Raw genomic sequence first — 25,681 nt, forward strand, 5'->3', positions numbered from 1 at the left:
CAGAAGAATTGGGAATTATAACGAATCAGCCCCCGACCCTTTTTACCTTAAAGCCCTGTTGCTTTAAATAATCCATTATCCGGTCCCGATAGTCGCCCTGAATCAGGATACGACCCTTCTTAAAGGAACCTCCCACGCCCAGCAGCTGTTTGATTTCCCTGCTGAGGATCTCAAAGTCTTTATCGGCCCCGTTATACCCTTCCAGCAGGGTCACGGGCCGGCCATTGCGCTTTTCATATTTACATATAATCGGATCCTCCTGAATCCATATGGCAGGTTTTTGATTTTCCGTCTCTTCGGATTGCTCGGGTTCGTGATCCGGAAAGAGTTCTCTTAACTGGTCTTTAAGGTCCATATAAGTTTTACTTATCGGGTTGTTAATAGGATATGGCCTATTTCTTGACCAAACCCAGTTCCACCAGGCGTTCGTGCAGGAATTCCCCTGCGGTTATATCTTCGTAAAGCTTCGGGTGTTCTGCGTCGATGCAATGTTCCAGGCAATTCAGTGGCATGGAACTGATAGGGTGCATAAAAAAGGGAATGGAGTACCTGGATTTACCCCATAATTCCCTGGGCGGATTAACCACCCGGTGAATGGTGGATTTTAATTTGTTATTGGAAAGCCGGGAGAGCATATCTCCCACATTGATCATGAGTTGGTCCGGTGCCGCGATGGCATCTATCCATTCCCCCCTGTGGTTCTGGACCTGCAACCCCTTCCCGTGAGCCCCCATTAACAGGGTTATCAGGTTGATGTCTCCATGTGCTGCGGCCCGGACGGCATTCTTAGGCTCTTTGGTAATAGGGGGGTAGTGGATGGGCCTTAAAATAGAATTTCCATTGTGCACATAGGCGTCAAAATAATATTCGTCCAGTTCAAGGTGGATCGCAAGGGCCCTAAGGACATAAATAGCCGTCTTCTCAAGCATTTTGTAGGTTTCCCGCCCCACCTTGTTGAAATCCGGCAATTCAGCAACCTGAACGTTCTCAGGATATTCCTCAGCGAGCCTGGCATCGTCTTCCACATACTGCCCGAAGTGCCAGAACTCCTTAAGATCGCCTTCCTTGCGCCCTTTAGCGTGCTCTTTTCCAAAGGAGGTATACCCGCGCTGTCCTCCAATGCCCGGAATTTCATATTTTGCCTTTACATTTTCAGGCAAATCAAAGAATTTCTTTATTTCACTGTACAGTTCTTCTACCAGTGAATCAGAAAGGAAGTGGCCGCTAAGGGCTACAAATCCAATTTCCTCAAAGGCATGGCCAATCTGTTTTACAAATTCTGATTTGCGCTCTGGGTCGCCCGACACGAATTCACTGAGGTCCACATTGGGAATTCTATTCATGGAAAGGATAATTTTTACGATCTCAAAGTTACTAAAATTATTGGGCGAACTATGGCCCGATTGTTTAGATTTGTGTTTGAATTCTTCAATTTTCAAGAGATTTCTTTTATGGAATATCCTAACCATTCCCTTTCCAAAGACCAGCTGTTGATGCTCTATCAAAGGATGCTCAAGCCCAGGCTGATAGAAGAAAAAATGCTGATCCTGCTTCGGCAGGGGAAAATTTCAAAATGGTTTAGCGGGATTGGGCAGGAAGCCATTTCCGTAGGCGTAGCTTCCAGCCTTTCCGATTCCGAATACATCCTGCCCATGCATCGCAATCTTGGGGTTTTTACAAGCAGGCAGGTTCCGCTAAATCGTCTTTTTTCCCAGTGGCAGGGAAAGGCAGGGGGGTTTACCAATGGGCGGGACCGAAGCTTCCATTTTGGCAGCAACCAGCACAGGATAGTGGGAATGATTTCCCATCTGGGACCCCAGCTGGGGGTCGCAAACGGGATTGCCCTGGCAGACCTGATCAACAAGCGTAAGCAGGTAACTGCAGTTTTTACGGGAGAAGGGGCAACCAGTGAGGGAGATTTTCATGAAGCGCTAAACATCGCAGCGGTGTGGAACCTTCCCGTTCTGTTTTGCATTGAAAATAACGGATACGGCCTTTCTACGCCCGTAGAAGAGCAGTACAAATGCACCAACCTGGCGGATAAAGGGATCGGTTATGGTATGGAATCCCATATTCTGGATGGAAATAATGTAATAGAAGTATACACACGGGTAAGCGAAATCTGCGAGAGTATCCGCAAAGACCCCCGCCCGGTGTTACTGGAATTCAAGACCTTCCGTATGCGCGGGCATGAAGAGGCAAGCGGAACAAAATATGTCCCGCAGGAGCTGATGGATTTCTGGGCTGCCAGGGATCCGCTTGAAAACTTCGCTTCCTATCTTAAAGATGAGCGCATACTTACTGAAGTCCTGGAGGTTCGGCTAAAAAAAGAAATCGTCCACGAGATCAATGACAACCTTTCGGAAGCCTTTGACGAAGAACCGGTGAGTTTCAATGAAACAAAAGAATTGGGTGACCTGTATAAACCATTTAATTATCAAGAAGTTAGTCCTACGGGCGAAACCAATGAAATACGATTGGTCGATGCAGTATCCCAGGGGCTCCGGCAGTCTATGGAACAACATCCGAACCTGGTCCTGATGGGGCAGGATATCGCTGAATATGGCGGCGTTTTCAAGGTTACGGAAGGCTTTTTGGAGGACTTTGGACGCGACAGGGTCCGCAACACCCCTATTTGCGAATCGGCCGTAGTATCCACTGCCATGGGGCTATCTGTTAATGGAATGAAAGCGGTTGTGGAAATGCAGTTCGCAGATTTTGTGAGTTCAGGCTTTAACCCTATTGTAAACTACCTCGCTAAAGTTCATTACCGATGGGGTCAACAGGCAGATGTCGTTATACGTATGCCTTGCGGGGCCGGGGTGGGGGCCGGGCCGTTCCATTCCCAGACCAACGAAGCCTGGTTTACCAAAGTACCCGGGCTTAAAGTTGCCTATCCGGCTTTTCCGGCGGATGCCAAAGGGCTTCTGGCCACTGCAATCAATGATCCGAACCCGGTGCTGTTTTTTGAGCATAAAGGCTTATACCGAAGCGTTTATGGTGAGGTGCCGGAGGCTTACTATACCATCCCTTTCGGGAAGGCAGCTCTTTTAAGGTCCGGAAAGACAATATCAGTTATAACTTATGGAGCCGGCGTACATTGGGCTTTGGAAGCACTCGATGAGATGGGAATTGCAGATGCAGACCTTCTGGATCTCAGGACACTGTGCCCGCTGGATCTGGAGGCTGTATACCAATCAGTACGAAAAACAGGCAAAGTCCTGCTACTGCAGGAAGATAGTCTCTTTGGCGGGATAGCCTCCGATCTTTCAGCGCTTATTACTGAGAATTGTTTCGAATATCTGGACGCCCCGATTAAAAGGGTAGCCGCCCTGGAGATCCCGGTACCCTTTGCAGCTGCACTGGAAAATGAGTATCTCCCCAAGAAACGACTCCGGTTGGCTCTGGCGGATTTGCTCGCTTATTAATCCCCACCCTATTGGATTGGTAAAGACTGTTGAAAATTAATCCTGTTTTCGAGAACTATTAACGGGTCGCATACGTATATAAGAGTAAACTAATTAAGCCTTATTTATGAAAAAATATTTTTTATGGGTCTTTTTACCCTTCCTGGCGCTTCAGTCCTGCTCTATTTCCAAGGAAGTCAGGCAGCAACGCAACCTGATCAGCGGTACCTGGATCCTTACGGATATCTCTTATGAAAACAACGAGGGCTCTTTTTCGGCCACCCTCTTTAACGATGCAGATGCTATTTGTTTTGAAGACAGCAACTGGTTTTTCAGAGATAATAACAGTACCGGCCGTTATACGATTAAACAGGGCAGCCTCTGTGAAGGGGGAGATCGCTCCATTCGCTGGTCGGTTTTGAAAAACCCGGAGAGTTACAGCAGTCAGTTGCAGTTTAAATTTATAGATGATAAGCGCAAAGATATTTCAGGTGGTTTGGGGTACCGTTTGAATATTGAGAGGCTTACGGCTACTGAAATGCAGCTTAAATCCAATGTAAGGGTTGACGGAGAGGCTATTAGTGTAATTTATGAATTCCAAAAAAATTAAGTATATGAAAATCAAATTATTAAAACCAGTCAGTTACGTTCTGATTTTAAGTCTGGCCCTGGGGTGTAATGCTATAAAAAATGCCAATAACAAGCAAAAGGGTGCCGTAATCGGTGCCGGAAGCGGCGCCGTGATAGGCGGAGTTATTGGAAATAACGTAGGTAAAGGCAATACCGTCCTGGGAGCTATCATCGGAGGCGTTGTAGGTGGTGTTGCAGGAGGGTATATTGGAGATCGTATGGACCGGCAGGCCGAACGCATTGAGGAGGAAGTGCCTGGTGCAGAGGTAACCCGGGTAGGTGAGGGGATTAATGTCACCTTTACCCAGGGGGCCGGAGTGTATTTTGACACTAATAAATCCGATATTAAAGGTGCTTCCACAGAAACCCTCGGACGCCTCGCCAATATCTTCAGGGAGTATCCGAAGACTGTTATCCTGATTGAGGGGCATACAGACAGTTCCGGTTCGGACGAATACAATATGGACCTTAGCCGACGCAGGGCCCAATCAGTGGCCGATTATTTAATCGCCCAGGGCCTGGATGCTGAGCGCTTTACCGTAAAATGGTATGGGGAAACCCAGCCCAAAGCAGATAATGCCACTGCAGAGGGAAAAGCTCAGAACAGAAGGGTGGAGCTGGGGATTATCGCCAGTGACGCGCTTAAGGAAGAGGCCCGGCAAAAAACAAAAGGCTGATCACACCTTAAATCTCATTACGAATCCCGGACCATCCGGGATTTTTTTTGCGAAATAGTGTACCTTCCAAGGGTGAAAAAGACTGAAGTGGCTATTGTGGGAGCAGGCCTGGCCGGGCTTACGGCCTCTGTTGAGCTGGCCGAAGCGGGCTATGGTGTTGTCGTCTTTGAAAAGCATCCCTTTCCCAGGCATAAGGTTTGCGGAGAATACCTCTCCCGTGAAGTAGTACCCTATCTGGAGAGCTGGGAGATCCCGCTGTCGGATGCTCCGCAGATCAATAAAATGGTGCTGGCTACCGGAAAAGGAAAGCTGAACAATATTACACTGCCACTAGGAGGTATCGGCATCAGCCGGTTTGCGCTGGATGAAAGGCTTTACAGGCGGGCCCTTAAGGCCGGGGTACAGTTTATTTTTAAATCGGTTTACCATATTTATTTCAATGGCAGGTACCACAGGATTGATACGGCAGAGGAATCCTGGGAGGCTAATCTGGTTATTGGTAGTTGGGGCAAGCGCAGCGGAATGGACCGGGAGTTACAGCGTAATTTTTTTAAAAGCCACAGTTCCTGGATGGGAATTAAAATGCATTTCAAAACTAATTACCCAAGCGATCAGGTTGGGCTCTATTTTTTCAGGGGAGGCTATGGAGGGCTTTCTGTTACTGAAACAGGGGCTGTGAATTTTTGCTTTTTATTACAAAGCAGCCGCTTTAAAGAAAACCCAAGTCTCGATAAATGTATTCAAAGCATTATTGCTGAGCACCCGGACTTGAATGAAGTGCTGGCAGATTCAGAACAGCTCTTTCCGCAAGCCCTGAGCATTTCACAAATATCCTTTAAAACCAAAAGACTGGTAGAAGAGCATATTCTGCTTGCCGGAGACGCGGCCAGGCTCATCCATCCGCTAACGGGGAATGGGATGGCAATGGCCATAGGTAGCGGCAAAAAGGTTGCCCATTGGGCAGGGGAATACCTATCAGGTACTATTAATAATCGCAGGCAGATGGAAGAATGTTATTCTAAAGAATGGCTACTGACCTACCGGCAGCGCCTTTGGTATGGCAAACAGTTACAGCGTTTGCTGACACACCCAGCGGGAAGCCGTTTAGGCCTGGGTCTGGCATCCCATTTTCCTACCCTGTTAAAGACGGCAATCCGTAAAACCCATGGAGCCGAACAGTTGCTATGATGGACTTCAAAAAGCGCACATATGAAGCTGAGGCGATGGACGACCTGAGCCTTCCGGAAACCGAACTCCAAAAGGCCCTTGCGGATATCAGCAGGGTAAACCGCTACCTTGGCGGCCATCGAAGCAGTATTGAAGCCTTAAAACCTTATTTGTATCGCCATGAAGAGCCCCTATGTATCCTCGATATCGGATGTGGGAACGGGGAATTTCTTCGTTACCTGGCCCGATACTGCCGAAAGCAAGACTACAAGGTTAGGCTCATCGGCTGGGACATTAACCCCCGTTCGGTAGCCTCCGCAGCTGACCTGGCGGCTGAATTCCCGGAAATCAGTATTGAAGAAAAAAACATCCTGGATTTTCCGGGGCTTCCCGGCCACAACACTGTGGTTATTTGTAACCTGTTTTTGCATCATTTCCGGGAAAATGAAATAAAAAAACTGCTGGATAACTGGCTGGATGATACATGTAAGGCCATTGTGGTCAACGATTTGCATCGAAATAAACTTGCCTACTATTTATTCCGGTTATTTGGTGCTATTTTTATGAAATCTGAGGTGGCCCGTTCGGATGGTGCTATTTCAATCCGAAGGGGGTTTCTAAGGGAAGAACTACAGGATTTTTCAGATCAGCTTTCCGTAAATTCCTATAGCATCCGGTGGAAATGGGCCTTTCGCTACCTATGGGTTCTGGAGGGCAGAAAAAAATAAATTGTTATGAATACAGTGCGCATTATTACCGCACAAAAGGTATTGCCTGCTTATAGCCGGTCTACCCCCGAAATACTTCCATATGTATCCAAGTGGCTGGAAGGTGAACCCGACCGGCTTGTGCGTAAGGCCCTTAAAATATTTGAAGGCGCCGGGGTAGACACCCGCTATGGGATCATGGATTTAAAAGAGGTTTTCAGCCCTGAGAGTTTTGAGGATAAAAACGAACAATATGTCCGGGCATCCAAAGAGCTTGGACAGAAAGTGCTGAGTAAAGCCCTGGAAGAAGCGGGGTGGGAGGGCAGTGAGCTGGACTATATTATTACCGTAAGTTGTACGGGGATTATGATACCTTCCCTGGATGCCTATCTGATTAACGCCCTGGAGTTGCGGGAAGACATCGTTCGTCTGCCGGTAACTGAAATGGGATGTGTAGCCGGTATTTCCGGTCTGATTTACGCAAACCGATTTTTAAAATCCCATCCCGGGAAGCGGGCGGCGGTGGTAGCTTTCGAAAGCCCTACAGCAACTTTTCAGCACGGTGATCATTCTATGGCGAATATCGTATCGGCTGCCCTTTTTGGAGACGGCGCAAGCTGTGTGCTTTTGAGTTCGGCAAAGGAAGACTCCGGTCCCGAAATCCTGGCAGAAGGCATGTATCATTTTGCGGATGCGACCCATTTGATGGGGTTTCAACTAACCAACAGTGGGTTAAAGATGCTACTCGATCCGGAGGTTCCGGAAACGATTGCAGCGCATTTTATTCCAATGTTGCAGCCAATTTTTCAGGAACAGAATATAGGATTGGAAGACCTGAGGCATCTGATTTTTCATCCCGGGGGCCGTAAAATTGTAGAGACAGTCTCCGAGGTTTTTGCAGACTTACCTGCCGGACTGGACGATACCCGTGAAGTGTTACGTCAATATGGAAATATGAGCAGCGTAACCGTGCTATATGTCCTGGAGCGTTTTATGAAAAAATCAATTAAAGCGGGTGAGTTGGGTTTGATGCTAAGTTTTGGACCTGGTTTTACAGCCCAGCGCATTTTGTTGCGATTCTGAAATCGAAAAAATGGGAACAGCTAAGAACATATCAAAACCTTTTGCTCTTATTCTTGGAGGGAGTAAGGGTCTTGGCCTGGCAACAGCAAAGAAACTGGCTGCCGAAAAATATCCGTTGATTATCCTGCACAGAGACCTGGCAATAGACCTGGAGCAAGTGGAAATTGCCTTTGAAGAAATCCGTGAAATTGCACCGGCATTTTACAGTTTTCAGACCGATGCCCTGAATCCCCTGCGCCGCAAGGAGCAGATTGAAAAAATAAAGACCCTTTTGGGAAGTTCGGGCAGGGTTGGAGTGGTAATCCATAGTATTGCAAAAGGAAATTTAAAAAGGATGCTCCCGGAAGGGTCCGAAAAGAGCCTCTCTGCAGAGGATTTACGCATTACTGCCGATGCGATGGCTTTTAGCCTTTATCAGTGGGTACAGGAACTGAATCTGGCAGGCACACTGGCTTCGGATACCCGTGTTATAGCCTTTACAAGTGAAGGCAGCAGCAGGGTACTTCCTTCCTACGGGGCTGTAGGGGTTGCTAAAGCAGCCTTGCAGGCCCTGGTCCGGCAAATGGCCGTAGAATTTGCCCCTGTTGGCATAAAAGTTAATTGCATACAGGCTGGGGTGACTCTAACAGATTCCTTTCATAAAATCCCGGGGTCGGATAAACTGGCAGCATACAGCCTTAAGAGAAATCCGAACAATCGTCTGACTCAGCCCGAAGATGTAGCGAATGCCACCTATTTACTCTGCAGGCCCGAAGCATCCTGGATCACTGGAAATATCTTAATCGCCGACGGAGGAGAACATTTGATATAGATCATGTACACAGACGCAGACAGATTGCTTGAGAAGCTGCCCTATGGGGAGTCTTTCCTTTTTGTAGACGCGATCCGGGAGCTTACCCCTGAACGCATTGAGGGGCAGTATTGCTTTCCCCGGGATAGTTGGTACTACAGAGGGCATTTTAAAGACAGGCCGGTTACCCCCGGGGTAATACTAACGGAATGCTGCGCCCAGATTGCCCTGGTCTGCCATGGAATCTACTTGTTGGAAGAAGGCGGGAATCCATATAAAGCAGAAAATATAATTGCTTTTACAGAAACGCATATGCAATTCTTAAAAGCGGTTTTTCCAGGTGAAACAGTAAGGGTAATCGGGGAGAAGCAATATTTCCGGTTCGGGAAATTAAAATCTTCCGTTAAGATGGTGAATGCAGAAGACGAGCTACTTTGCCGGGGAACACTTTCAGGGATGATCATACAGGAGAGCAGATGAAAAGACGGGTAGTCATAACCGGGATGGGAATTTGCGCGCCAAACGCAAACCAGTTGGAAGCCTTTGGTCTGGCTATGGATAATGGGTACTCCGGCATTCGGCATTTTCCTGAATTGGAACAGTTAAATTTCAAATGCCAGATTGCTGGAAAACCGTTACTTAAGCAATCTGATATAGACCAGTACTTTACATCATTAGAGCAGCGCGGACTCCTGTCCACAGGCTTGTTATACGGGGGCATAGCCGGGCTGCAGGCATGGGAGGATGCAGGCTTTAGCCTCGCTGATAGTTCTCAGACTGACTGGGAGACCGGAGTTATTTTCGGGACCGGGATATTGGGCGTGGATAAATTCAGGGAGTCTATCTATCTGGTGGATTCCGGAAATACCCGCCGGCTGGGCAGTACCACTGTGCCCCAAACCATGGCCAGCGGGATCAGTGCATTTTTAGCCGGTAAAATGGGCGCAGGGAACCAGGTGAGTACTAATTCTTCGGCTTGCAGTACTGGTACAGAGGCCGTGCTTATCGCTTATGAACGAATACGAAGCGGACAGGCCACACGCATGCTGGCCGGAAGCTGTGGGGATAGCGGGCCTTATATCTGGGGTGGTTTTGACGCCATGCGGATCCTTCCAACCCGTTATAATGACGATCCTGAGCGGGCCAGCAGGCCATTTTCCGCTTCCGCAAGCGGTTTTGTCCCCGGTAGTGGGGCAGGAGCCCTTTTTTTGGAGTCCATGGAGAGTGCGCAAAAGCGTGGGGCCGCCATTTATGCTGAAGTACTGGGGGGGAACATTAATAGTGGCGGACAGCGTAATGGCGGAAGCATGACCGCTGCTAACAGTGAGGGGGTCAGGCGCTGTATTACCGAAGCCATGAATAATGCCGGAATCAAACCCTCAGATATCGATACCATAAATGGCCATCTGACGGCTACAACCGGGGATGCTGTGGAAATCCGAAACTGGACAGAGGCATTAGGATGCAGTGGAAAGGATTTTCCGCTTATAAACTCTTTTAAATCGCTTTTAGGCCATGGCCTGGCTGCCTCGGGGAGTATGGAATGTGTTGCTGCCGTATTGCAGATCCGAATGAACCGGATTTTCGGGAACATAAATGCAGAGGACCTGCATCCCGAAATAGAAGAAATGCTGGGCCGGGAACGAATCCCTTTACAAAGCATCAGTGCAAATCCGAATATTGTAGCTAAAGCCAGTTTTGGTTTCGGGGATGTCAATTCTTGTGTTATTTTTAGCAGATATAATCCGGATTCATGAAAGACACTTCAAATTATCAACAGCTTGCCGAAATCATCAAACCCTATCTGCCGGAAGATGTGAAACCGGAACAGGTGCAGGAAGGGAGCCACCTGATCAATGACCTCAATATCAATTCAGCGCATTTGGTCGATATTGTCCTGGATGTTGAGGATCATTATAACATCCGCCTGGAGGAGTCAGACATGCAGCAGATGCAGACAGTGGCGGATGCGCTTCGAATAATACAGGAAAAGACCAGGTGACGGGGCAGACGGGCTGGTAAGCCGATAGCACCGATAAAAATCCAATCCATTCGTCAAAAGGAAAGCCAGTAGCTTATTTTGAGCCTGATTTCGTTGTTTTTTGTAGTTTGCCCTTTCGAGACACTATTATGAAACGAGCAAAATCAATCCTAAGCGTACTGCTGGTAACGGGATGCCTATATACTTCCGCTCAGGAGGTTGTAAAGGTTGAAGCCCGTGAGGTTACCCATAAAACCATACTGGAAAGCTATGAGTCCGAACTTATCCTGCCAAGGGAAGCCCGGCTGGATCTCAAACAAAAAAGGATACAGTATATTTTGAGCCGCAGGGCCATCCTGGACACCCTGGATATTCCTTTGAGGAAAAAACGGAAATTATTGCGCGAACTCTACCTGACCCCATTCTCTGCCGAGTGGGATAAGGTGCTGGCTTCCATGGGTTTTGAAGACCGGGACAGTCTAGAAGAATAAGGTTTAGCTAAACTTTCCCTTCAGTTTTTCCTTGCGTTTACGAAGTTGCCTTTCCAGGTCCGATATAGATTCTGCAATGGATGCTTCGAAATTTCCGTGACTGGCTTCCGCAAAAAGACGGGGCCCGGGAATACTCAGGCGCATATTGCAGATCATTCCACTGTCCGGACTAGAGGTGTTTTCCTTCTTAAAAAAGACATCTGCCCGTATTATGAAGTCGTACTTATCCTGGAGTTTGGTCAATTTTTCGGCAGCCATTATCTCCAGTCGTTCACTCGCTTTTACCGAATCGTATTCGAAGTTAATATCCATTAATTCATCAATTTTGGGTAATATAAGACACCTGCTCATTCCGGCCAAATTTCGCTGCATTTATCTCTTATATGGGTAATGATCAAGGAAAGGTTAATCTTCTGGTAAAAGCACTGCCCCTGCCGGTAAGTGCCTGAAAAATTCGTAACTTATTAAGCATAATTAATTATTCAACCTGAATCTTGTGCTTATGGGCCCCTCAATTATACACAGCCAGAAACCCCTGGAACGTTTTCAGGGTGCAGAATTAATAAAGCGGATAAAGAACGAGTCCAGGAACCTGAAAAGATTATTGGAATCCTACGCCTGTGAGCCACAGGTTTCTGCTCAATTTGAACTCAAGGAAAAACTTCGAAAGCGACTGAAGCTTTTTCGGTTGAACTGCGAAAACCTGGATAGAAACAATCTTGCCGGTCAAACGGATCAAAGGCAGTTTTCCAGGCAGATAAGACAGTTGTCCTCAGATTACAGGATGCTGGAAAAGGAAATCAGGGAATACCACAGGAGTACCCGCCACTAAACAATTAGTCAGTAGTATCCTTTGCTTTTTTTTCAGGAATCCAAAGCGAGCTGAAAATACCCCCGGCAAGGGCAAGGATGATTACAGTAAGGGACACCCATTCCTCAAGGTGGATTTTATCCGAAAAGAGCATTTTTAAGCCCACAAAAGCGAGAATAACAACCAGGCTGTAATTGATATAGCGGAATTTCTGAAGCATACGCGAAACCAGGAAGTACATAGAACGCAGTCCGAGAATGGCCAGGATATTAGAGCTGAAAACGATGAAAGGGTCTGCCGTAATCGCTAAAATGGCAGGGATGCTATCCAGGGCAAAAAGGATGTCGGTTATCTCAATTACAATGAGTGCCACAAACAGGGGGGTGGCAGCATAAATACCTAATCGCTTCACAAAAAACTGGTTTCCTTTAAAGGAGGTTGTAATGGGAAAGAGTTTTTTAAGAATCGCGAAAGTGCGTGATTTTTTAGGATCAAACTCATGATCTTCTGCCTTGATCATTTTATAGGCTGTATACAGGAGAAAGGCTCCAAAAACATAAATAATCCACTCGAATTGGTTAATCAGGGTAACCCCGAATAAAATCATAAGGGCCCTGAACACAATTGCACCTAAAATACCCCAGAATAATACCCGGTGCTGATAAATAGGGGGGATGGAATAAGCTTTAAAAATAACGGCAATAACAAAGACATTGTCTATACTCAGGGAGAGTTCAATAAGGTAACCCGTAATGTATTTCAGAACGGCAGTGCCCGGATCAAGATTTGTGGGGTTGCTTACCAGGCCTCTGGAAAAAAGCCAGTAGATAATCCCGCTAAAGGAAAGTGCAACGGTAACCCATAATGCAGTCCACATAGCAGCTTCCTTGGATCGGATAATGTGGTCCTTCTTGTTGAAAATACCCAGGTCCAGTGCCAGAAATACAATAATACAGGCGATAAAGATGATCCATATCCACATGCGGGGGCTTCCTTTTGAGCAAATATAAGCATCCGTATGCTTATGCAGGGATATAAATCGGACTCACACTTAAATTATCGGGTAAATGGCGCAGGCTAGGACCGGTTGGTTCTCAGACGGTAATTGCTGTATCCGAACAACAGCAATGAAATGCAACCACAACCAAAAAAACCGACAAACAGGGGCAGGGTGGATTCTATTACATAACTCCCTATCCAGGTGCTTAGCGGAACAGACATAAGGGTCGCAAGAAATCCAGTAATAGCAGCACCTATCCCCGCAATATGCCCCAGTGGTTCCATAGCCATAGCCCTCAGATTTCCGAACAAAAAGCCTACCGCAAAGAACTGCAGGCAGAGAAAGCCCATCAGGATACTTATTGATGGATTGTTCCCGTTATTAAATAAAAGTATGTACGCCAGTGAAATAAGCGTAAAACAGACCAGGGAGACCCCAATTAATCTTCGCATCCCGAACCGCAGTACCAGGGATCCATTTAAAAACGTAGCACCTCCAATGGTGATAGCCAGTAAGGCAAACAAATAGGGGAACAAGTCTGCAAGTCCGTATTGTACCTCAAAGATCTGCTGTGAGGTACTGAGGTAGACCAGGAAAGACCCGGTTATAAACCCCCAGATTAGTGTAAAAAGCAGTGTTCGGCGAAAGCTCAGTACTTCCTTAAAGCCATTCCAGATCCGGGATGACCTGAAAGGGGTCCGGTTTCGTTGCTGCAGGGTTTCCGGTTGCCGCCGCCAGAACCAGATCCCTATCAGAATGCCTATGCCGGCCTGAATAATGAAAATGGCTTCCCATCCGAATGCATCCAGCACCAGTTTCCCGAAAGCGGGGGCCACTATGGGGATAAGGATGAACACAACTGTCACAAAAGACATGATGCGGGCCATATAGTCTCCGCTGAAGCGGTCCCGTATCATGGCAATACTGATGGTGCGCGGAGCTGAAAGGGACATTCCCTGTAAGATTCTGCCGGTCACCATCACTTCCAGGCTTTCAGAAAATATACATAAAAGACTGGAAAACAAAAATATAAATATACCTATATAGACAATTGGTTTACGACCTGCACTATCCGAAAGCGGACCAAAAATAAGTGGACCTGTACCCAGACCCAGAAAAAAAAGGGTAATGAGAAGCTGGTTATTGGCAGGATCCCGGTTGCCAATTGCCAGGCCAATAATGTCCAGGGCCGGAAGCAGCGCATCCAGGGCGAGGGCTACCATAGACATCAGGGCAGCCATTAAGACAATAAATTCGGATTGACGCTGGTTTTCCAAATCCATCGTGCAAAGGTACGCCGATCCCAGGGAACCCAAAAGGTCTGGCTAACAAGTTTTTTACTACAGTACTTTGAAGACGTAGCCCAACAGCCAATACAGTATAATGAATACAAAAATAGTCCCTATACATCCACAACGCCCGCCTCCTATACGTTTGGCGCCCCAGGCGGCCAGGACAGCCCTGATGATGTTTTTCATGAGTTGTAGTTTTGCTAAAGATATTTAATTCCCTGCAAAGACATTCAGGGATACAGGTTTGTAAACCCTTTTTAGTTTTTGAAATTCATGTAGTAGTTATTGTATCTTTAAGCATAACTTAAGTTTGCATTATGAAAATCCGTATAGAAGGGGATAGTGTTCGTTTCCGGCTGCGGCGTTCTGAAGTGGAAACACTGGGCAGGGAAGGGGAAGTGGTACAGACCACTGCCTTTCCGGAAGGACTTTTTACCTACAGGGTTACATTATCCGGTTCAATTGAACAGCTGAGCGCTCGCTTTACCGAGCGGGAAATTTGCTTATTACTTCCCGATACATGGGGAAGACAATGGAGCCAGGATTCAAATGTCGGGTTCAGCGGGAGTATTCAGGCGGTAGAAGGCCATAGTCTGGAATTGCTCCTTGAAAAGGACTTTGTTTGTCTGGATCGGGATCCCTCTGGACAAGCCGACCAGTACCCCAACCCAAAAGCCGGATCAATTTAATTTTTGAGACTTCAGCAGCGCTTCATCTGAAAGGGCTCTGAGGTGAAAGCGGTACACCAATCTGGCCTTAAATAAAAATCCATCTTTAATGGAAGTATTCAGGACTGAGCGGGGATCTCTAAAGAAGATATTGCCTATGGAAATGTTAACCCTGTCTTCACTGTCATAGACTCTGTAGGAGCGGAAAAAGGAATAACCCAGGCGGAAGGCCATCAAAAACGATTTGCTCAGGTCCAGGCGAAAATAAGTTGCCAGTTCATTGGATACACGCTGAACATAAGCCTTTCCAAATTGCTCGCTGTCAATAGCATAAGAAGATCCGAGACCATCGTAAGTCAGGCCTATTCTCAGACCGGGACCCACCCTATAATTTATATCAGCACGCGCAGGCAGCAGTAAATTAAACTCCCAGCTTTCGTCAGGGCTCAGGTAATAATATCCGAGAAGGGGAACCAGCAACAAGCCCTGTTCTTCCGTGTTCATATAGAGTCCGAATGTAAAACTACGGGTAGGGGAGTAATTCTTTTGCAAAAGATGGGCCGTGCCCAATTGAAAGCCCAGGCGGCTGTTTTCGAAAGAGGATGAGAGGCGCGGTATAAGTACATGTGTTCCCGACCAGCCATTGGTATAGGTTCTGTTAATTCCGATAGGGGAGTTGATGTTGTAAAGCGTATTATGTTCGGCTGCTGCAGGATCCAGGCGTAAGCGGTTCAGGATTCCGGTAAAGCCTGTAATCAGGTTTGTGCGCTCGTTTAAGGGAATGGGGAGGGTAAGATTGATGTCCGCATGGTTTATACGGGAAGTACCCTCTTCGTTTTCAAAACCTGTTTCCGGACTGATGCCATAGGAGATGGACAAAATGTCGACATATTGCTGCCCCTGACTAAGCAGGCTGCTAAATAAAAAGAATAGCGCCAGGGCCGAACGGAATTTCAAGAGCAGGAAATTTGCGGCAAGATACCAAATTATTTCACGCCCAAACTGACAACTTCCTTGTGAACTGTAACAATTTAAGGAAGGAGGCGTCAAATAAAAAAATGGATTGTTTCACCAAATAAACAGGCTTTATGAACACATCTTACCATCTTCCGAAGAAGGCCCTTCATCTTTTGTTTTTACTGCTTTTTATGATTTCCGGGGTATATTCCCAGTCAGTATTCACTTCCGCCCAATGGCAGGAAGATCTTCGCTTTCTTCAAAAGACGGTTCACCAGGATTACCCTTTTCTATTTAAAAAGACCACGGCTGAAACTTTTGACGGGGCCGTGGAAGAATTATATAAGAGTATCCCTGCCATGCAGGATCATGAGGTCCTGGCCGGCCTGATGCGGCTGGTAGCATCCTTTAAATACGGACATACCGTGCTCGGATACTGGGAAGGAAAAGTTGATTTACACCAGTTGCCGTTATTTCTGTATCAATTCGATGATGGTTTATACGTGGAAGGAATCCATTCAGACTTTAAAGAAGGCCTGGGAGGGAGGGTAATTGCCATTGAGGGCATGCCAATTGAGACAGTTCTTAAAAAAATGAGGCCGGTGGTACCAGCTGAGAACGAACAGTTCGTAAAGGCCTATGGCCTGCATTATTTGACAATTCCGGAACTCTTGCATGCACAGGGGGTCACAGACGAACTGAAAATGAATATTGAATTGACACTAGAGAAGGACGGACAAAAGGTTAAACAGACCATTGCGGCTGTACCCATGGCCCGTTTTCCTTCCAATTACGGTTTTGTAAAGCCAGGAGGAGACTGGCTTAGCGCCAGGGATACAACTCAGACTCCCTTATACCTTAAAAATATCGATAAAATTTACTTTTATGAATACCTCCCGGAACAACAAACCGTTTACGTGAGGCATTCCCAGATTCAGGATGAGCCCTCGCAGGATATTCCAGCTTTTTATACGGAATTATTCGATTTTATCGAAAACAACCCGGTGGAGAAGCTTATCCTGGACGTACGGCTGAACGGGGGAGGGAACAACTATAAAAACAAGCCTATTGTAACCGGGATTATCGAAACGGAAAAAATCAATGTGCCGGGGAAGTTTTTTGTGATTATCGGGCGCAGGACATTTTCGGCCTGTCAGAACCTGGTCAATGAACTGCACAATTACACCAACGCCATTTTTGTAGGGGAACCTACAGGGGAGAATATCAATTTTTACGGGGATAACCGCCCCGTAAACCTGCCCAATACCGGGATAAAGGCCTTGTTGTCCTTTGCCTGGTGGCAGGATAAGCCGCAATGGGAGAATGCAGACTGGCTGGCTCCGCAAATTGACGCGGGAATGACTTTTGAGCAATACAGAACCAACCAGGACCCGGCCCTGCAGGCGGCCCTGGATTTCGAAGGGGAGGGGTTTATTGCGGATCCCATGACTTATTTTACGAATTTATTTACTTCAGGCCAGGCAGACCGGATTATGCCGGAAGCCCAAAAAATGCTGGCAGATTCACGGTACAGCTTTTTTGATTTTGAAGCTGAATTCAATTCTGCGGGATACAAACTCTTGAATTCCGAACAGTATCAGGAGGCCATTTTTGTGTTTACCATGCTTACCAATTTGTTTCCGGAATCAGCCAATACCTGGGATAGCCTTGCAGAAGGTTACTGGAGGGCAGGAGACCTGGAAAAAGCAAGAATGTTTTATAACAAGGCTATTGAACTGGACCCGGATGGGAATATCGGCAAGCGTGCCAGGCAGATGCTCAAGCAACTGGAGGAAGGCAAATAACCCTTTTAACCTCTTAATATTCAGATATATTTAGGATTTTTTAGGGAAATCTTGGGAGTTTTCAAATACGGAAATAAAGTAACTTGAGTTATAGATAGCGGAAGATGAAAAAACGCGCCATACATCTGCTTTGTTACAGTCTATACCTGGGAGGTATTCTTTGGGTACTTTGGGGCTGTAACGCCAGCAAAACACCTGTGGATTCTGCAGCCCTTGAAGCACTACAAGAGCAAATAGCCGCCCGAAACTTCAGGATAGAAGCGCTTTGGGCGCTTCCTTTGCAAAGCAGCGGCTTGGTGCAGGTTTCCAATGCCGGCCTGTTGCCGCCAGGATCCAATGTTTCCCGAATCAGCCTCATCAATACTCCGAATTCTTTTGTTTTAAAAGGGGATTCAGTTTCTATAAAACTCCCGTATTACGGAGAACGACAGATTGCAACCAACTACAATCGAGCTGAGGGTATAGATCTGGAAACAGTCATTCTAAATCTAGAAATTTCCACAGCTGCCAAAGGAAATTATATCAACCTTGATTTCGAAACACAGCCCAAAACGGAGCGATTGCAATTCAACATAAAGATATATCCGCAAAACAGAAGCCTGATTACCGTCTACAGTAACCAGCGCAATACCATCCGTTACGAAGGGGAATTCGAGAATCTATCAGAACGCAAATAGGGAAGTGGAATCAAGGAATTCCTCAGTATTCAATATTTTCTATTTGACATAATATAAATTATAGAACATTTAGATTAGTAATTTACGTATAGCCGTAAAGGCTATTTTATGTCAAAGTAAAATACGCTACTAAGCCTCTAAGAAGTAATTTTTTATAGTCCTGATTTGTAAGGAACATTCTTCCCAATAACGCCAGCGCGCCGTCTCGCCGAAAATGCGAATCACCCACCGGGTAATTCACATTTCTCGCGTATGTTAAGAAAATTACCTTACCGATTTTGATTTATAATATGGAAATGGATTCTTCAGAACCATATCGTCAGGTATTATGTCAAAGGAAACTTATTTAAAATACAATAAATGTGATTATCATAAAATCAGTTTTGATCCACAAAGTATCCCTAAGAAACCTCCTCCAGCAATTCTTTCTTTATCACATCTTCCAGAACGTGCTTAGGCAGTGCACCGCTATTCATCATGGCCTGTTTTTCCATGGGAATAAACAACATGCTGGGGATGCTGCGGATCTGGAAAACGGCGGATAATTCCCGTTCCGCTTCCGTATCCACCTTGTAAATGATAATATCCGGGTATTCCTCGCTTAATTCCTCCAAAATGGGTGCAACCATCTTACAGGGACCACACCAATCTGCATAAAAGTCGATAATGGCCGGTTTACTCCCCTTGTAATTCCACTCCTTTTCGGTGGTATAATCGAATACTTCCTCTTTAAATTTCTGAGTTGTTAATTGTACTGTAGGCATTGCTTTTAATTTTATAGTGTAAAGGTAGGCAACATCACGCTTTCTGCTTGTAACCTAGGTTACGTTAGTTCTAATGGCAATTTATGTAAGTAATTAGAGCTTTTTAGCTACAATTTATTAATGATTTGAATAATCCTTGATCCGAAAAAATCTAAGAAATAACGGAAACGCAAGCGTAAGTGCGTTTTGCTCTTGGCAAAAAAAAGCATGGAGCGCAAGCGTTTCCGTGGTTTTGTACCACAAAAATTTCCTGATTTTTTCGAAAAGGCCCTTTTCTTTCCTTCTTTCTTTTGGGCCAGCAAAAGAAAGATGAAAACACTAATTAGTTTACCAAACTCTTCTGCACATTCTCCGGCACGGTTTCAAAGGCCTTAAAGGCCGTACTAAAAGTAGCTTTGCCCTGTGTTAAAGAACGCAGGTTGGTGGAATAGCCGTAAAGCTCCGCTTCCGGAGTAGCGCATTTTAAAATCTGGTAATCCCCGGTGCTGTCTATCCCCATAATAATGGAACGGCGAGACTGCAGGTCCGTCATCACGGAGCCTACCATTTCCTCAGGAACTTTCACCGTTAACTCCCGGATGGGTTCCAGTAACCTGGGACGGGCATTTAAAAAGGCCTCCTTAAAAGCATGTGCACCGGCAATCTTAAAGGCGATATCATTGGAGTCTACCGAATGCATTTTGCCATCGTAGACCATCACCCGTACATCCCGTATAAAAGAGCCGGTAAGCGGGCCGGATTCCATAACCTCCATAATTCCTTTGCGAATTGAGGGCAGGTAGCGCTGGTCAATTACCCCGCCTACTATACAATTATAGAAAACCAGTTTTCCTCCCCAGGGCAGGTCTATTTCCTCTTTGCCCCGGAGATTGAAGCCCTCTGGTTCGGGCATGCCCTCGTACCAGGGCTCAATTTTCATATGGACCTGCGCAAATTGCCCGGCGCCGCCAGATTGTTTTTTGTGGCGGTAGTTGGCAGTTGCAGCCCTCATGATGGTTTCCCTGTAGGCGATACGGGGCTTTATAAATTCAGCTTCCAATCCGTATACATGCTCCAGCATCCATTGGATGGTAGCCAGGTGCAGCTCACCCTGGCAACCCAGGATTTGCTGACGCAGTTCCGGGGAATAGGTGATTGTAACGGTAGGATCCTGACTGTGAATTTTTTTCAGAGCCTCGCTGAGTTTCTCCTCTTCCTGTTGTTTCCGGGCGCTAACCGCTTTGCGGGTTCTGGCCTCCGGATAAATAATGGGACGTATGGTTATTGGGTGCCCCTCCTGATGTAGCGTATCGTTGGTTTCTGTACTCTTCAGCTTAAGGGTGGCCCCTATATCACCAACGGCCAGGCGGTTAACCGGTTCCCGGTTCTTTCCGTCCATTATGAAAAGCTGATGCAGCGTTTCAGTTTCCCCGCTGCGGGAATTTACCAGTTTGTCCCCAGCCCGTACCTGCCCGGATTTTACCTTAAAAAATGTAATCTGCCCCACATTGGGCATATGGATTGTTTTGAATACAAACAAGGCAGTGGGTTTATCATTTAAGGGGGCAATGGTTTCCCCTTCCAGGCTTTGCTCCGGTTTGAGGTCGGCAGCTGCCGGGGCTACATTATCAATAAAGCCCATCAGACGTCCGCTTCCCATATCCTGTAGTGCCGAAACGCAGAATACCGGAAAGAGTTCGTGGTTGAGCATCCCTGCTTTAATCCCCTGTCGCATTTCGTCTTCCGAAAGCGTGCCTTTTTCAAAAAAGAGTTCCATCAGTGCTTCGTCATTTTCGGCTGCTTTTTCAACCAGCTCATTATGAAGCTGGTCTGCTAGGGCTTTCTCGTTTTCGGGAATGGGCAATTTTTCAGGCTTGCCCCCTTCCGCCGGGAACTTGTAGCATTTCATTTTTAAAACGTCTATGATACACTGCGCCCCATCCAACTTTATGGGATATTGAATTTTGACTGCATTATTGCCTACCAGCCCCTTTATTTGCCGAAAACTGTCTTCATAGCTGGCTTTTGGGTGGTCTATCTGATTTATTACAAATAAGGTGGGTTTGTTGTAGGAATTGATGTAATTCCAGATAATCTCAGTTCCTATTTCAACGCCGCTGCGGGCATTGACTACTGTCACAATAGTATCCGCAACGCGGAGAGATGAAAGGATTTCTCCAATGAAGTCGTCCAGGCCGGGGGTGTCGATAATATTAATCTTATAGTTTCGCCACTCCGTATGCAAGGGGGTGGCGAAAACCGAGGCTCCCCGCTCATGTTCCAGATCGTGGTAATCTGAAACCGTATTCTTATTTTCCACCGTTCCGCGGCGGTTGATCAGGCCCGCTTCAAAAAGCATGGTTTCCGCCAGGGTGGTTTTTCCGCTGTTATGGGCTCCTACAAAAACGATATTTTTAATGTGCTTATGGTCATATACTTTCATAATGCTGCAATATGGGTTAGCTAGTCCGTTTGAAGTTCAGGATATAAAAATAAGCTCCCCCTGCTTCAGAAAACATGACATTGACCCATGTTTTGGGAAAAATTACGCTGGAAAAAAATGATTTGAGTGGGGGGTATTCAGGGCCACTTCCCTCCCCTACTCTTTTACAAATACCATGCAATGTTGCCAGGGAAGATTGGAAATGTTTTGCAGCAATTTCAGCCCTGCTGCCTGCATTTCCTTTACCGCCTGGGCTTCGCTCATCTTATGGAGTTTTTTGATGGGGACATTAGGGTCTTCGGCCCGGTACTCAATCAGGTAGAGTTTGGCGTCTGCCCGCATGGCGCGTTTGATGGAGGCTATCATTTCCCCGGGGAAGCTAAATTCGTGATAGACATCTACCATCAGTACTTTGTCGATGGTGTTTTCCGGCAGGTTAACAGACTTCTCACTGCCCCTTACCAGTTCAATATTGGACAAACCGGCTTCCGTGCGTCGTATATCCAGAGCATTCAGCATCTCCTGTTGTATATCCACGGCATATATCCTGGCAGCCTCAGGCGCCATTTTCAGCACGTGATAACCAGATCCTGCCCCAATATCAGCTATGGTATCCCCGGGGCTGATCTGCATGTTTTCGAGTAGTTTGAGGGTATTTTCCTCTTTTTCGCGTTCGGGTCTTTCAAGCCAGCGCATGCCCTGATAGCCCATTACATAGGCAATTTCACGCCCCATATACCATTTTCCAATCCCGTTAGGGTCGCCTTTTTTATACGTATAGCCCTGCCCGTGAACCGTGCTCAGGGAAAGGGCCAATCCGATCAGCAGTATAAGTTTTGACATCCGGGCTATTGCAAGGTGGCCATATCCCCGCTGGAATAGGTTACCCGGTAAATAGCATCCCCGAAATCATCCGAAATGAGCAGGGAACCGTCTTCCAGGAACAAAAGGTCTACCGGCCGCCCGAACTGTTCCTGGCTCTCTTCATCCAGCCAGCCATCTATAAAGGGCTGATAGCTTACAGCCTTATTGCCTTCAAGTTGTACCATGGAGACGCGGTAACCTGATTTTTTGGAGCGGTTCCAGGAGCCGTGTTCCGCAATCAGGGCGTAATCCCTGTATTTTGCTGGGAACATCTCCCCTGCCGGGAATTTCACCCCCAGGGGTGCAACGTGCGCACCCAAATTCTGTACCGGCGCCACGAATTCTGAACAGGGCCGCTGCTGGCCGTATTCCGGGTCTGGAATGGTCCCTCCGTGGCAGAAAGGATATCCGAAATGCTGCCCCACCTGGCTGACCCGGTTCAGTTCACAGGGAGGGATATCGTCTCCCATCATGTCCCGGCCGTTATCGGTAAACCAGAGCTCCCCGGTTTGTGGATGCCAGGTAAAGCCTACCGTATTGCGCACCCCATGAGCTACAATTTCTCGGTTGCTGCCGTCCGGGTCCATCCGTGTAATGGAGGCATAGCGCGGATCTGCCTGGGCGGAATCACAAATATTACAGGGCGCTCCCACCGGTACATAAAGTTTATCGTCAGGGCCGAAAGCAATGTATTTCCAGCCGTGATGGAATTCTGTAGGGTAGTCGTCATACACTACAACAGGAGCCGGAGGGTTGCTCAGCCGGCTTTCAATGCTGTCGTATCTCAGTAAACGCCCTACTTCTGCAACATAAAGGGAGCCATTTCGAAAAGCGATTCCATTGGGTACCTCCAGGGTCGAATCCAAAATGATCACATTATCGGCGCGGTAATCCCGGTCCCGGTCCTGGATGGCATAAACCGTTTTATCATTGCGCGTTCCCACAAACAATGTCCCGTCATCTCCCATGGCCATGGAACGGGCCCCATCTATACTATCAGCATATACTTCGATTGTAAAACCCGGAGGGAGTTTTAATCGTTCCAAAGGAAGGATACTGGCGGCTTCTTCATATTGGATAAGTGAGCTATCCGCATCTTTTCCGGAGGTATCCATTTTACAGGAAAATAGGGCAAAGCCCAGGAAACCGATCAATAGAGTCTTAATAAGGATATTAGGGGATTTCATAGCTGCTTGTTTTTTGCCTCACAAAAATAGTGATTCAAATGCATATGAGCCCGGTCAGATTTATTTAGTAATTTAATGGAACCAACCTCACAGCCTCTTTTATGGAAAAACAGCCTGTATCCTTAAAGAAATTTGGAACTTTCGGAGGGGTTTTTACACCAACTCTGCTCACCATCCTCGGTGTTATTATGTACCTGCGGCTCGGATGGGTTGTGGGAAATGCAGGATTGCTGGGTACCTGGCTTATTATTGTAGTGTCTTTCCTGATTACCCTTTGTACGGCACTGTCTATGTCTGCGATAACCACCAATATCCGTATCGGCGCAGGTGGTGCCTATGCCATTGTTTCTCAGGCACTGGGGCTTGAGGTAGGCGGTAGCCTCGGCATTCCGCGCTATATTTCCCAGGGCCTGGCGGTAACCATGTATATTTTTGGTTTCCGGGAAGGATGGCTGGGGATCTTTCCCGATCACAATGCTTTACTTGTAGATGTAATTGTTTTCGGGCTGCTTTTTACCATTGCCTACATCAGCGCCAACCTCGCCATCAAAACACAGTTCATAATTATGGCGATTATTGTACTGTCCCTGATTTCCATAGTGGTAGCAGCCTATAACGGAATAATGGAAATTCCCAGTTTAGAAGCTCTTAAATGGGGTTCATTCCGGGGTTCGGTGGAAAATAACTTCAGCGGCAGTAATTTCTGGGTTGTATTTGCCGTCTTCTTTCCGGCGGCCACCGGTATTATGGCCGGTGCCAATATGTCCGGGGAACTCAAGGATCCCAAAAGCAATATCCCAAAAGGCACGCTCTGGGCCATTGGGGTTAGCTTTATTATCTATATGTTACTGGCCTTCTGGATTGCGCGTTCTGCCACAGAAGATGAATTGCTGAACAATTATTACGTCATGGTAGATAAGGCCTATTTTGGCCCCCTGATCATAGCCGGGATCCTGGGAGCAACCTTTTCCTCTGCCCTGGCCTCTATAGTAGGCTCTTCCCGTATTCTCTTTGCCATGGGAGAACACAAGGTCCTGCCCTATTCCAATTTCCTGAAAGGACAGAGCCCAAACGGGCAACCCCGCAATGCCATGATGGTTACAGGTATACTAATTTTAACAACCCTTATGTTGCGGAATATCAATGCTGTAGCCCCTTTAGTGACGCTCTTTTTCCTTATTACTTATGTCATGATCAACATTGTGGTGATTATAGAGCAAAACCTCGGGCTGATCAGTTATCGCCCCATTTTTAAAATCCACAGGTGGGTGCCCTGGCTGGGACTCATTTCTGCAGTATTTGCCATGTTTATCATTAACCCTACAATAAGCCTCCTTTCTGTAATGATTGTACTGATGGTATACTGGTACCTGTCCAGGCAAAACCTTGAGACCCCTTTCGAGGATGTACGCTCCGGCTTATTTGTATCCTTTGCAGAATGGGCAGCCAAACATACCTGGGGAATGAAAAAGATGCAACAGCGGGCCTGGAAGGCCAACCTGATGGTACCCGTACGGGATCTGAATGGCCTGAAAGGCAATTTTGAATTCCTCCGGAATATTACCCGGCCCAAAGGATCGATTAAGCTTCTGGGCATCAAACCTTTTTCCGAAGCCGAAAAACTTGCCGGGCAACTGGAAAGTGTAGCTTCTGCTTTCCGTCAAAAAGGGGTATTTTCTTCCTATTCAGTTATATGTACCGACCAGTTTGCAAATGGCATCAATTATGGGAGTCAGGCCTTGCAGGGCGCTTTTTTCAAACCCAATATTGTATTTCTCAATATGCAGGACCACGATGATTACGAAACGGAACTCAGACCGGTCATGAAGGAGTCCATTCGCCTTGAAATAGGAATCCTCCTGTTCCTGTCACATCCTACTGCCCTGCTGGGACAGCGAAACACCATCAATGTCTGGGTAAGTGACCGAAAGGGCAACTGGAGTCTAGGCTGGGATATCGGAAATCTGGACCTGTCCATTCTGGTTGCCTACAAACTAAAAATAAACTGGGGAGCCAAAATCAGGCTTATTATGGTCATAGAAGATCCAAAAGAAGCGGATAATGCCAGAGAATTCCTGGATTCCCTGATCAACCTGGCCCGCCTGCCTCAAACCCTCACCGAGATTCATATTGGGGCTTTCAGGGACATTGTTGAGATTGCCCCGGCAGCAGACCTTAACATCTTTGGCATGGATGAGAACCTTCCTTTTGACTTTGTAAAAGAAATGTCTGCCAAAACACAAAGTTCCTGTTTGTTTGTCAAAGATTCCGGGCATGAAAGTATTCTGGCCTGATCCTGGT

27 protein-coding genes are annotated in these 25,681 nt (G+C 46.8%); 16 read left to right on the forward strand and 11 right to left on the reverse strand.

Features of this window, described 5'->3' with window-relative positions:
- Window positions 1-25: 25 nt before the first annotated feature.
- Both ACT6NV_RS13620 and ACT6NV_RS13625 read right to left on the reverse strand, forming a co-directional pair.
- A complete protein-coding gene (locus tag ACT6NV_RS13620; RefSeq protein ID WP_445384989.1) occupies window positions 26-355 on the reverse strand; it encodes a translation initiation factor in 330 nt (109 codons plus the stop codon).
- Window positions 356-392: 37 nt separating this feature from the next.
- Window positions 393-1,343, reverse strand: coding sequence for an isopenicillin N synthase family dioxygenase (locus tag ACT6NV_RS13625; protein ID WP_445384990.1), 951 nt, complete (start codon window positions 1,341-1,343; stop codon window positions 393-395).
- 108 nt (window positions 1,344-1,451) lie between these two features.
- Between ACT6NV_RS13625 and ACT6NV_RS13630 the strand changes: the two genes are divergently transcribed.
- The 11 genes from ACT6NV_RS13630 (at window position 1,452) to ACT6NV_RS13680 (ending at window position 10,933) form a co-directional block, all read left to right on the forward strand.
- Window positions 1,452-3,428: an alpha-ketoacid dehydrogenase subunit alpha/beta gene (locus ACT6NV_RS13630; protein WP_445384991.1), complete on the forward strand. Its 1,977-nt coding sequence runs from the start codon at window positions 1,452-1,454 to the stop codon at window positions 3,426-3,428.
- Window positions 3,429-3,534: 106 nt separating this feature from the next.
- Window positions 3,535-4,017, forward strand: a complete 483-nt coding sequence (locus tag ACT6NV_RS13635; protein WP_445384992.1) for a lipocalin family protein — start codon at window positions 3,535-3,537, stop codon at window positions 4,015-4,017.
- A gap of 4 nt (window positions 4,018-4,021) precedes the next feature.
- A complete protein-coding gene (locus tag ACT6NV_RS13640; protein ID WP_445384993.1) occupies window positions 4,022-4,714 on the forward strand; it encodes an OmpA family protein in 693 nt (230 codons plus the stop codon).
- A 72-nt stretch (window positions 4,715-4,786) separates the two neighbouring features.
- On the forward strand, window positions 4,787-5,902 hold the full coding sequence (locus tag ACT6NV_RS13645; RefSeq protein ID WP_445384994.1) for an NAD(P)/FAD-dependent oxidoreductase: 1,116 nt from the start codon (window positions 4,787-4,789) through the stop codon (window positions 5,900-5,902).
- Window positions 5,899-6,609, forward strand: coding sequence for a methyltransferase domain-containing protein (locus tag ACT6NV_RS13650; protein WP_445384995.1), 711 nt, complete (start codon window positions 5,899-5,901; stop codon window positions 6,607-6,609). Before ACT6NV_RS13645 ends, ACT6NV_RS13650 begins: the two co-directional genes overlap by 4 nt.
- Before the next feature lie 6 nt (window positions 6,610-6,615).
- A complete protein-coding gene (locus tag ACT6NV_RS13655) occupies window positions 6,616-7,671 on the forward strand; it encodes a type III polyketide synthase (RefSeq protein ID WP_445384996.1) in 1,056 nt (351 codons plus the stop codon).
- 10 nt (window positions 7,672-7,681) lie between these two features.
- A complete protein-coding gene (locus tag ACT6NV_RS13660; protein ID WP_445384997.1) occupies window positions 7,682-8,482 on the forward strand; it encodes an SDR family oxidoreductase in 801 nt (266 codons plus the stop codon).
- Window positions 8,483-8,485: 3 nt separating this feature from the next.
- On the forward strand, window positions 8,486-8,941 hold the full coding sequence (locus ACT6NV_RS13665) for a 3-hydroxyacyl-ACP dehydratase FabZ family protein (protein ID WP_445384998.1): 456 nt from the start codon (window positions 8,486-8,488) through the stop codon (window positions 8,939-8,941).
- Complete coding sequence (locus ACT6NV_RS13670) at window positions 8,938-10,218, forward strand: beta-ketoacyl-[acyl-carrier-protein] synthase family protein (RefSeq protein WP_445384999.1); 1,281 nt, start codon at window positions 8,938-8,940, stop codon at window positions 10,216-10,218. Before ACT6NV_RS13665 ends, ACT6NV_RS13670 begins: the two co-directional genes overlap by 4 nt.
- Window positions 10,215-10,463: an acyl carrier protein gene (locus ACT6NV_RS13675; protein WP_445385000.1), complete on the forward strand. Its 249-nt coding sequence runs from the start codon at window positions 10,215-10,217 to the stop codon at window positions 10,461-10,463. Before ACT6NV_RS13670 ends, ACT6NV_RS13675 begins: the two co-directional genes overlap by 4 nt.
- 128 nt (window positions 10,464-10,591) lie before the next feature.
- Window positions 10,592-10,933, forward strand: a complete 342-nt coding sequence (locus ACT6NV_RS13680) for a hypothetical protein (RefSeq protein WP_445385001.1) — start codon at window positions 10,592-10,594, stop codon at window positions 10,931-10,933.
- A 3-nt stretch (window positions 10,934-10,936) separates the two neighbouring features.
- Here the strand turns inward: ACT6NV_RS13680 and hpf are convergent, their stop codons facing one another.
- Window positions 10,937-11,245: a ribosome hibernation-promoting factor, HPF/YfiA family gene (gene hpf, locus ACT6NV_RS13685; protein ID WP_445385002.1), complete on the reverse strand. Its 309-nt coding sequence runs from the start codon at window positions 11,243-11,245 to the stop codon at window positions 10,937-10,939.
- Between the two features lie 190 nt (window positions 11,246-11,435).
- Here hpf and ACT6NV_RS13690 point away from each other — a divergent pair, with 190 nt between their 5' ends.
- A complete protein-coding gene (locus ACT6NV_RS13690) occupies window positions 11,436-11,765 on the forward strand; it encodes a hypothetical protein (protein ID WP_445385003.1) in 330 nt (109 codons plus the stop codon).
- A 4-nt stretch (window positions 11,766-11,769) separates the two neighbouring features.
- On the opposite strand, the gene ACT6NV_RS13695 is transcribed toward ACT6NV_RS13690, so the two are convergent.
- From ACT6NV_RS13695 to ACT6NV_RS13705, 3 genes are all read right to left on the reverse strand, one after another.
- A complete protein-coding gene (locus tag ACT6NV_RS13695) occupies window positions 11,770-12,726 on the reverse strand; it encodes a TerC family protein (protein WP_445385004.1) in 957 nt (318 codons plus the stop codon).
- Between the two features lie 95 nt (window positions 12,727-12,821).
- The gene (locus ACT6NV_RS13700; protein ID WP_445385005.1) at window positions 12,822-14,027 is read right to left on the reverse strand and encodes a multidrug effflux MFS transporter; all 1,206 of its coding nucleotides are present in this window, start codon (window positions 14,025-14,027) and stop codon (window positions 12,822-12,824) included.
- Window positions 14,028-14,084: 57 nt separating this feature from the next.
- Complete coding sequence (locus ACT6NV_RS13705; RefSeq protein WP_445382156.1) at window positions 14,085-14,222, reverse strand: hypothetical protein; 138 nt, start codon at window positions 14,220-14,222, stop codon at window positions 14,085-14,087.
- Between the two features lie 131 nt (window positions 14,223-14,353).
- On the opposite strand from ACT6NV_RS13705, the gene ACT6NV_RS13710 reads away from it, so the two are divergent.
- On the forward strand, window positions 14,354-14,725 hold the full coding sequence (locus ACT6NV_RS13710; protein ID WP_445385006.1) for a DUF7009 family protein: 372 nt from the start codon (window positions 14,354-14,356) through the stop codon (window positions 14,723-14,725).
- On the opposite strand, the gene ACT6NV_RS13715 is transcribed toward ACT6NV_RS13710, so the two are convergent.
- On the reverse strand, window positions 14,717-15,661 hold the full coding sequence (locus tag ACT6NV_RS13715) for a hypothetical protein (RefSeq protein ID WP_445385007.1): 945 nt from the start codon (window positions 15,659-15,661) through the stop codon (window positions 14,717-14,719). The two genes, ACT6NV_RS13710 and ACT6NV_RS13715, sit on opposite strands and share 9 nt — an antisense overlap.
- Window positions 15,662-15,792: 131 nt before the next feature.
- On the opposite strand from ACT6NV_RS13715, the gene ACT6NV_RS13720 reads away from it, so the two are divergent.
- On the forward strand, window positions 15,793-17,466 hold the full coding sequence (locus ACT6NV_RS13720) for a S41 family peptidase (RefSeq protein ID WP_445385008.1): 1,674 nt from the start codon (window positions 15,793-15,795) through the stop codon (window positions 17,464-17,466).
- Between the two features lie 104 nt (window positions 17,467-17,570).
- Entirely contained in the window at window positions 17,571-18,143 is a 573-nt protein-coding gene (locus tag ACT6NV_RS13725) for a DUF4251 domain-containing protein (protein ID WP_445385009.1), read from the forward strand.
- A 401-nt stretch (window positions 18,144-18,544) separates the two neighbouring features.
- Here ACT6NV_RS13725 and trxA read toward each other — a convergent pair whose 3' ends face one another.
- The 4 genes from trxA to ACT6NV_RS13745 form a co-directional block, all read right to left on the reverse strand.
- Entirely contained in the window at window positions 18,545-18,907 is a 363-nt protein-coding gene (gene trxA / locus ACT6NV_RS13730) for a thioredoxin (protein WP_445385010.1), read from the reverse strand.
- 322 nt (window positions 18,908-19,229) lie between these two features.
- Window positions 19,230-21,329 carry an elongation factor G gene (locus ACT6NV_RS13735; protein WP_445385011.1) on the reverse strand — a complete coding sequence of 700 codons (2,100 nt, stop codon included), beginning with the start codon at window positions 21,327-21,329 and terminating at the stop codon, window positions 19,230-19,232.
- 156 nt (window positions 21,330-21,485) lie between these two features.
- Entirely contained in the window at window positions 21,486-22,172 is a 687-nt protein-coding gene (locus ACT6NV_RS13740; protein WP_445385012.1) for a class I SAM-dependent methyltransferase, read from the reverse strand.
- A 5-nt stretch (window positions 22,173-22,177) separates the two neighbouring features.
- A complete protein-coding gene (locus ACT6NV_RS13745; RefSeq protein ID WP_445385013.1) occupies window positions 22,178-23,380 on the reverse strand; it encodes a PQQ-dependent sugar dehydrogenase in 1,203 nt (400 codons plus the stop codon).
- Window positions 23,381-23,481: 101 nt separating this feature from the next.
- Here ACT6NV_RS13745 and ACT6NV_RS13750 point away from each other — a divergent pair, with 101 nt between their 5' ends.
- Window positions 23,482-25,674 (forward strand): amino acid permease, encoded by a 2,193-nt coding sequence (locus ACT6NV_RS13750; RefSeq protein WP_445385014.1) that lies wholly within the window; start codon window positions 23,482-23,484, stop codon window positions 25,672-25,674.
- The last annotated feature ends 7 nt before the right edge of the window (window positions 25,675-25,681 follow it).

The sequence above is a fragment of the Robiginitalea insularis genome, assembly GCF_052497835.1.

What these genes read in the sequence shown, in the direction of transcription:
- ACT6NV_RS13620 (WP_445384989.1), bottom strand. Translation starts at nt 355, where the DNA reads ATGGACCTTAAAGACCAGTTAAGAGAACTCTTTCCGGATCACGAACCC.
- ACT6NV_RS13625 (WP_445384990.1), bottom strand. Translation starts at nt 1,343, where the DNA reads ATGAATAGAATTCCCAATGTGGACCTCAGTGAATTCGTGTCGGGCGAC.
- ACT6NV_RS13630 (WP_445384991.1), top strand. Translation starts at nt 1,452, where the DNA reads ATGGAATATCCTAACCATTCCCTTTCCAAAGACCAGCTGTTGATGCTC.
- ACT6NV_RS13635 (WP_445384992.1), top strand. Translation starts at nt 3,535, where the DNA reads ATGAAAAAATATTTTTTATGGGTCTTTTTACCCTTCCTGGCGCTTCAG.
- ACT6NV_RS13640 (WP_445384993.1), top strand. Translation starts at nt 4,022, where the DNA reads ATGAAAATCAAATTATTAAAACCAGTCAGTTACGTTCTGATTTTAAGT.
- ACT6NV_RS13650 (WP_445384995.1), top strand. Translation starts at nt 5,899, where the DNA reads ATGATGGACTTCAAAAAGCGCACATATGAAGCTGAGGCGATGGACGAC.
- ACT6NV_RS13655 (WP_445384996.1), top strand. Translation starts at nt 6,616, where the DNA reads ATGAATACAGTGCGCATTATTACCGCACAAAAGGTATTGCCTGCTTAT.
- ACT6NV_RS13660 (WP_445384997.1), top strand. Translation starts at nt 7,682, where the DNA reads ATGGGAACAGCTAAGAACATATCAAAACCTTTTGCTCTTATTCTTGGA.
- ACT6NV_RS13665 (WP_445384998.1), top strand. Translation starts at nt 8,486, where the DNA reads ATGTACACAGACGCAGACAGATTGCTTGAGAAGCTGCCCTATGGGGAG.
- ACT6NV_RS13670 (WP_445384999.1), top strand. Translation starts at nt 8,938, where the DNA reads ATGAAAAGACGGGTAGTCATAACCGGGATGGGAATTTGCGCGCCAAAC.
- ACT6NV_RS13675 (WP_445385000.1), top strand. Translation starts at nt 10,215, where the DNA reads ATGAAAGACACTTCAAATTATCAACAGCTTGCCGAAATCATCAAACCC.
- ACT6NV_RS13680 (WP_445385001.1), top strand. Translation starts at nt 10,592, where the DNA reads ATGAAACGAGCAAAATCAATCCTAAGCGTACTGCTGGTAACGGGATGC.
- hpf (WP_445385002.1), bottom strand. Translation starts at nt 11,245, where the DNA reads ATGGATATTAACTTCGAATACGATTCGGTAAAAGCGAGTGAACGACTG.
- ACT6NV_RS13690 (WP_445385003.1), top strand. Translation starts at nt 11,436, where the DNA reads ATGGGCCCCTCAATTATACACAGCCAGAAACCCCTGGAACGTTTTCAG.
- ACT6NV_RS13695 (WP_445385004.1), bottom strand. Translation starts at nt 12,726, where the DNA reads ATGTGGATATGGATCATCTTTATCGCCTGTATTATTGTATTTCTGGCA.
- ACT6NV_RS13700 (WP_445385005.1), bottom strand. Translation starts at nt 14,027, where the DNA reads ATGGATTTGGAAAACCAGCGTCAATCCGAATTTATTGTCTTAATGGCT.
- ACT6NV_RS13705 (WP_445382156.1), bottom strand. Translation starts at nt 14,222, where the DNA reads ATGAAAAACATCATCAGGGCTGTCCTGGCCGCCTGGGGCGCCAAACGT.
- ACT6NV_RS13710 (WP_445385006.1), top strand. Translation starts at nt 14,354, where the DNA reads ATGAAAATCCGTATAGAAGGGGATAGTGTTCGTTTCCGGCTGCGGCGT.
- ACT6NV_RS13720 (WP_445385008.1), top strand. Translation starts at nt 15,793, where the DNA reads ATGAACACATCTTACCATCTTCCGAAGAAGGCCCTTCATCTTTTGTTT.
- ACT6NV_RS13725 (WP_445385009.1), top strand. Translation starts at nt 17,571, where the DNA reads ATGAAAAAACGCGCCATACATCTGCTTTGTTACAGTCTATACCTGGGA.
- trxA (WP_445385010.1), bottom strand. Translation starts at nt 18,907, where the DNA reads ATGCCTACAGTACAATTAACAACTCAGAAATTTAAAGAGGAAGTATTC.
- ACT6NV_RS13735 (WP_445385011.1), bottom strand. Translation starts at nt 21,329, where the DNA reads ATGAAAGTATATGACCATAAGCACATTAAAAATATCGTTTTTGTAGGA.
- ACT6NV_RS13740 (WP_445385012.1), bottom strand. Translation starts at nt 22,172, where the DNA reads ATGTCAAAACTTATACTGCTGATCGGATTGGCCCTTTCCCTGAGCACG.
- ACT6NV_RS13745 (WP_445385013.1), bottom strand. Translation starts at nt 23,380, where the DNA reads ATGAAATCCCCTAATATCCTTATTAAGACTCTATTGATCGGTTTCCTG.
- ACT6NV_RS13750 (WP_445385014.1), top strand. Translation starts at nt 23,482, where the DNA reads ATGGAAAAACAGCCTGTATCCTTAAAGAAATTTGGAACTTTCGGAGGG.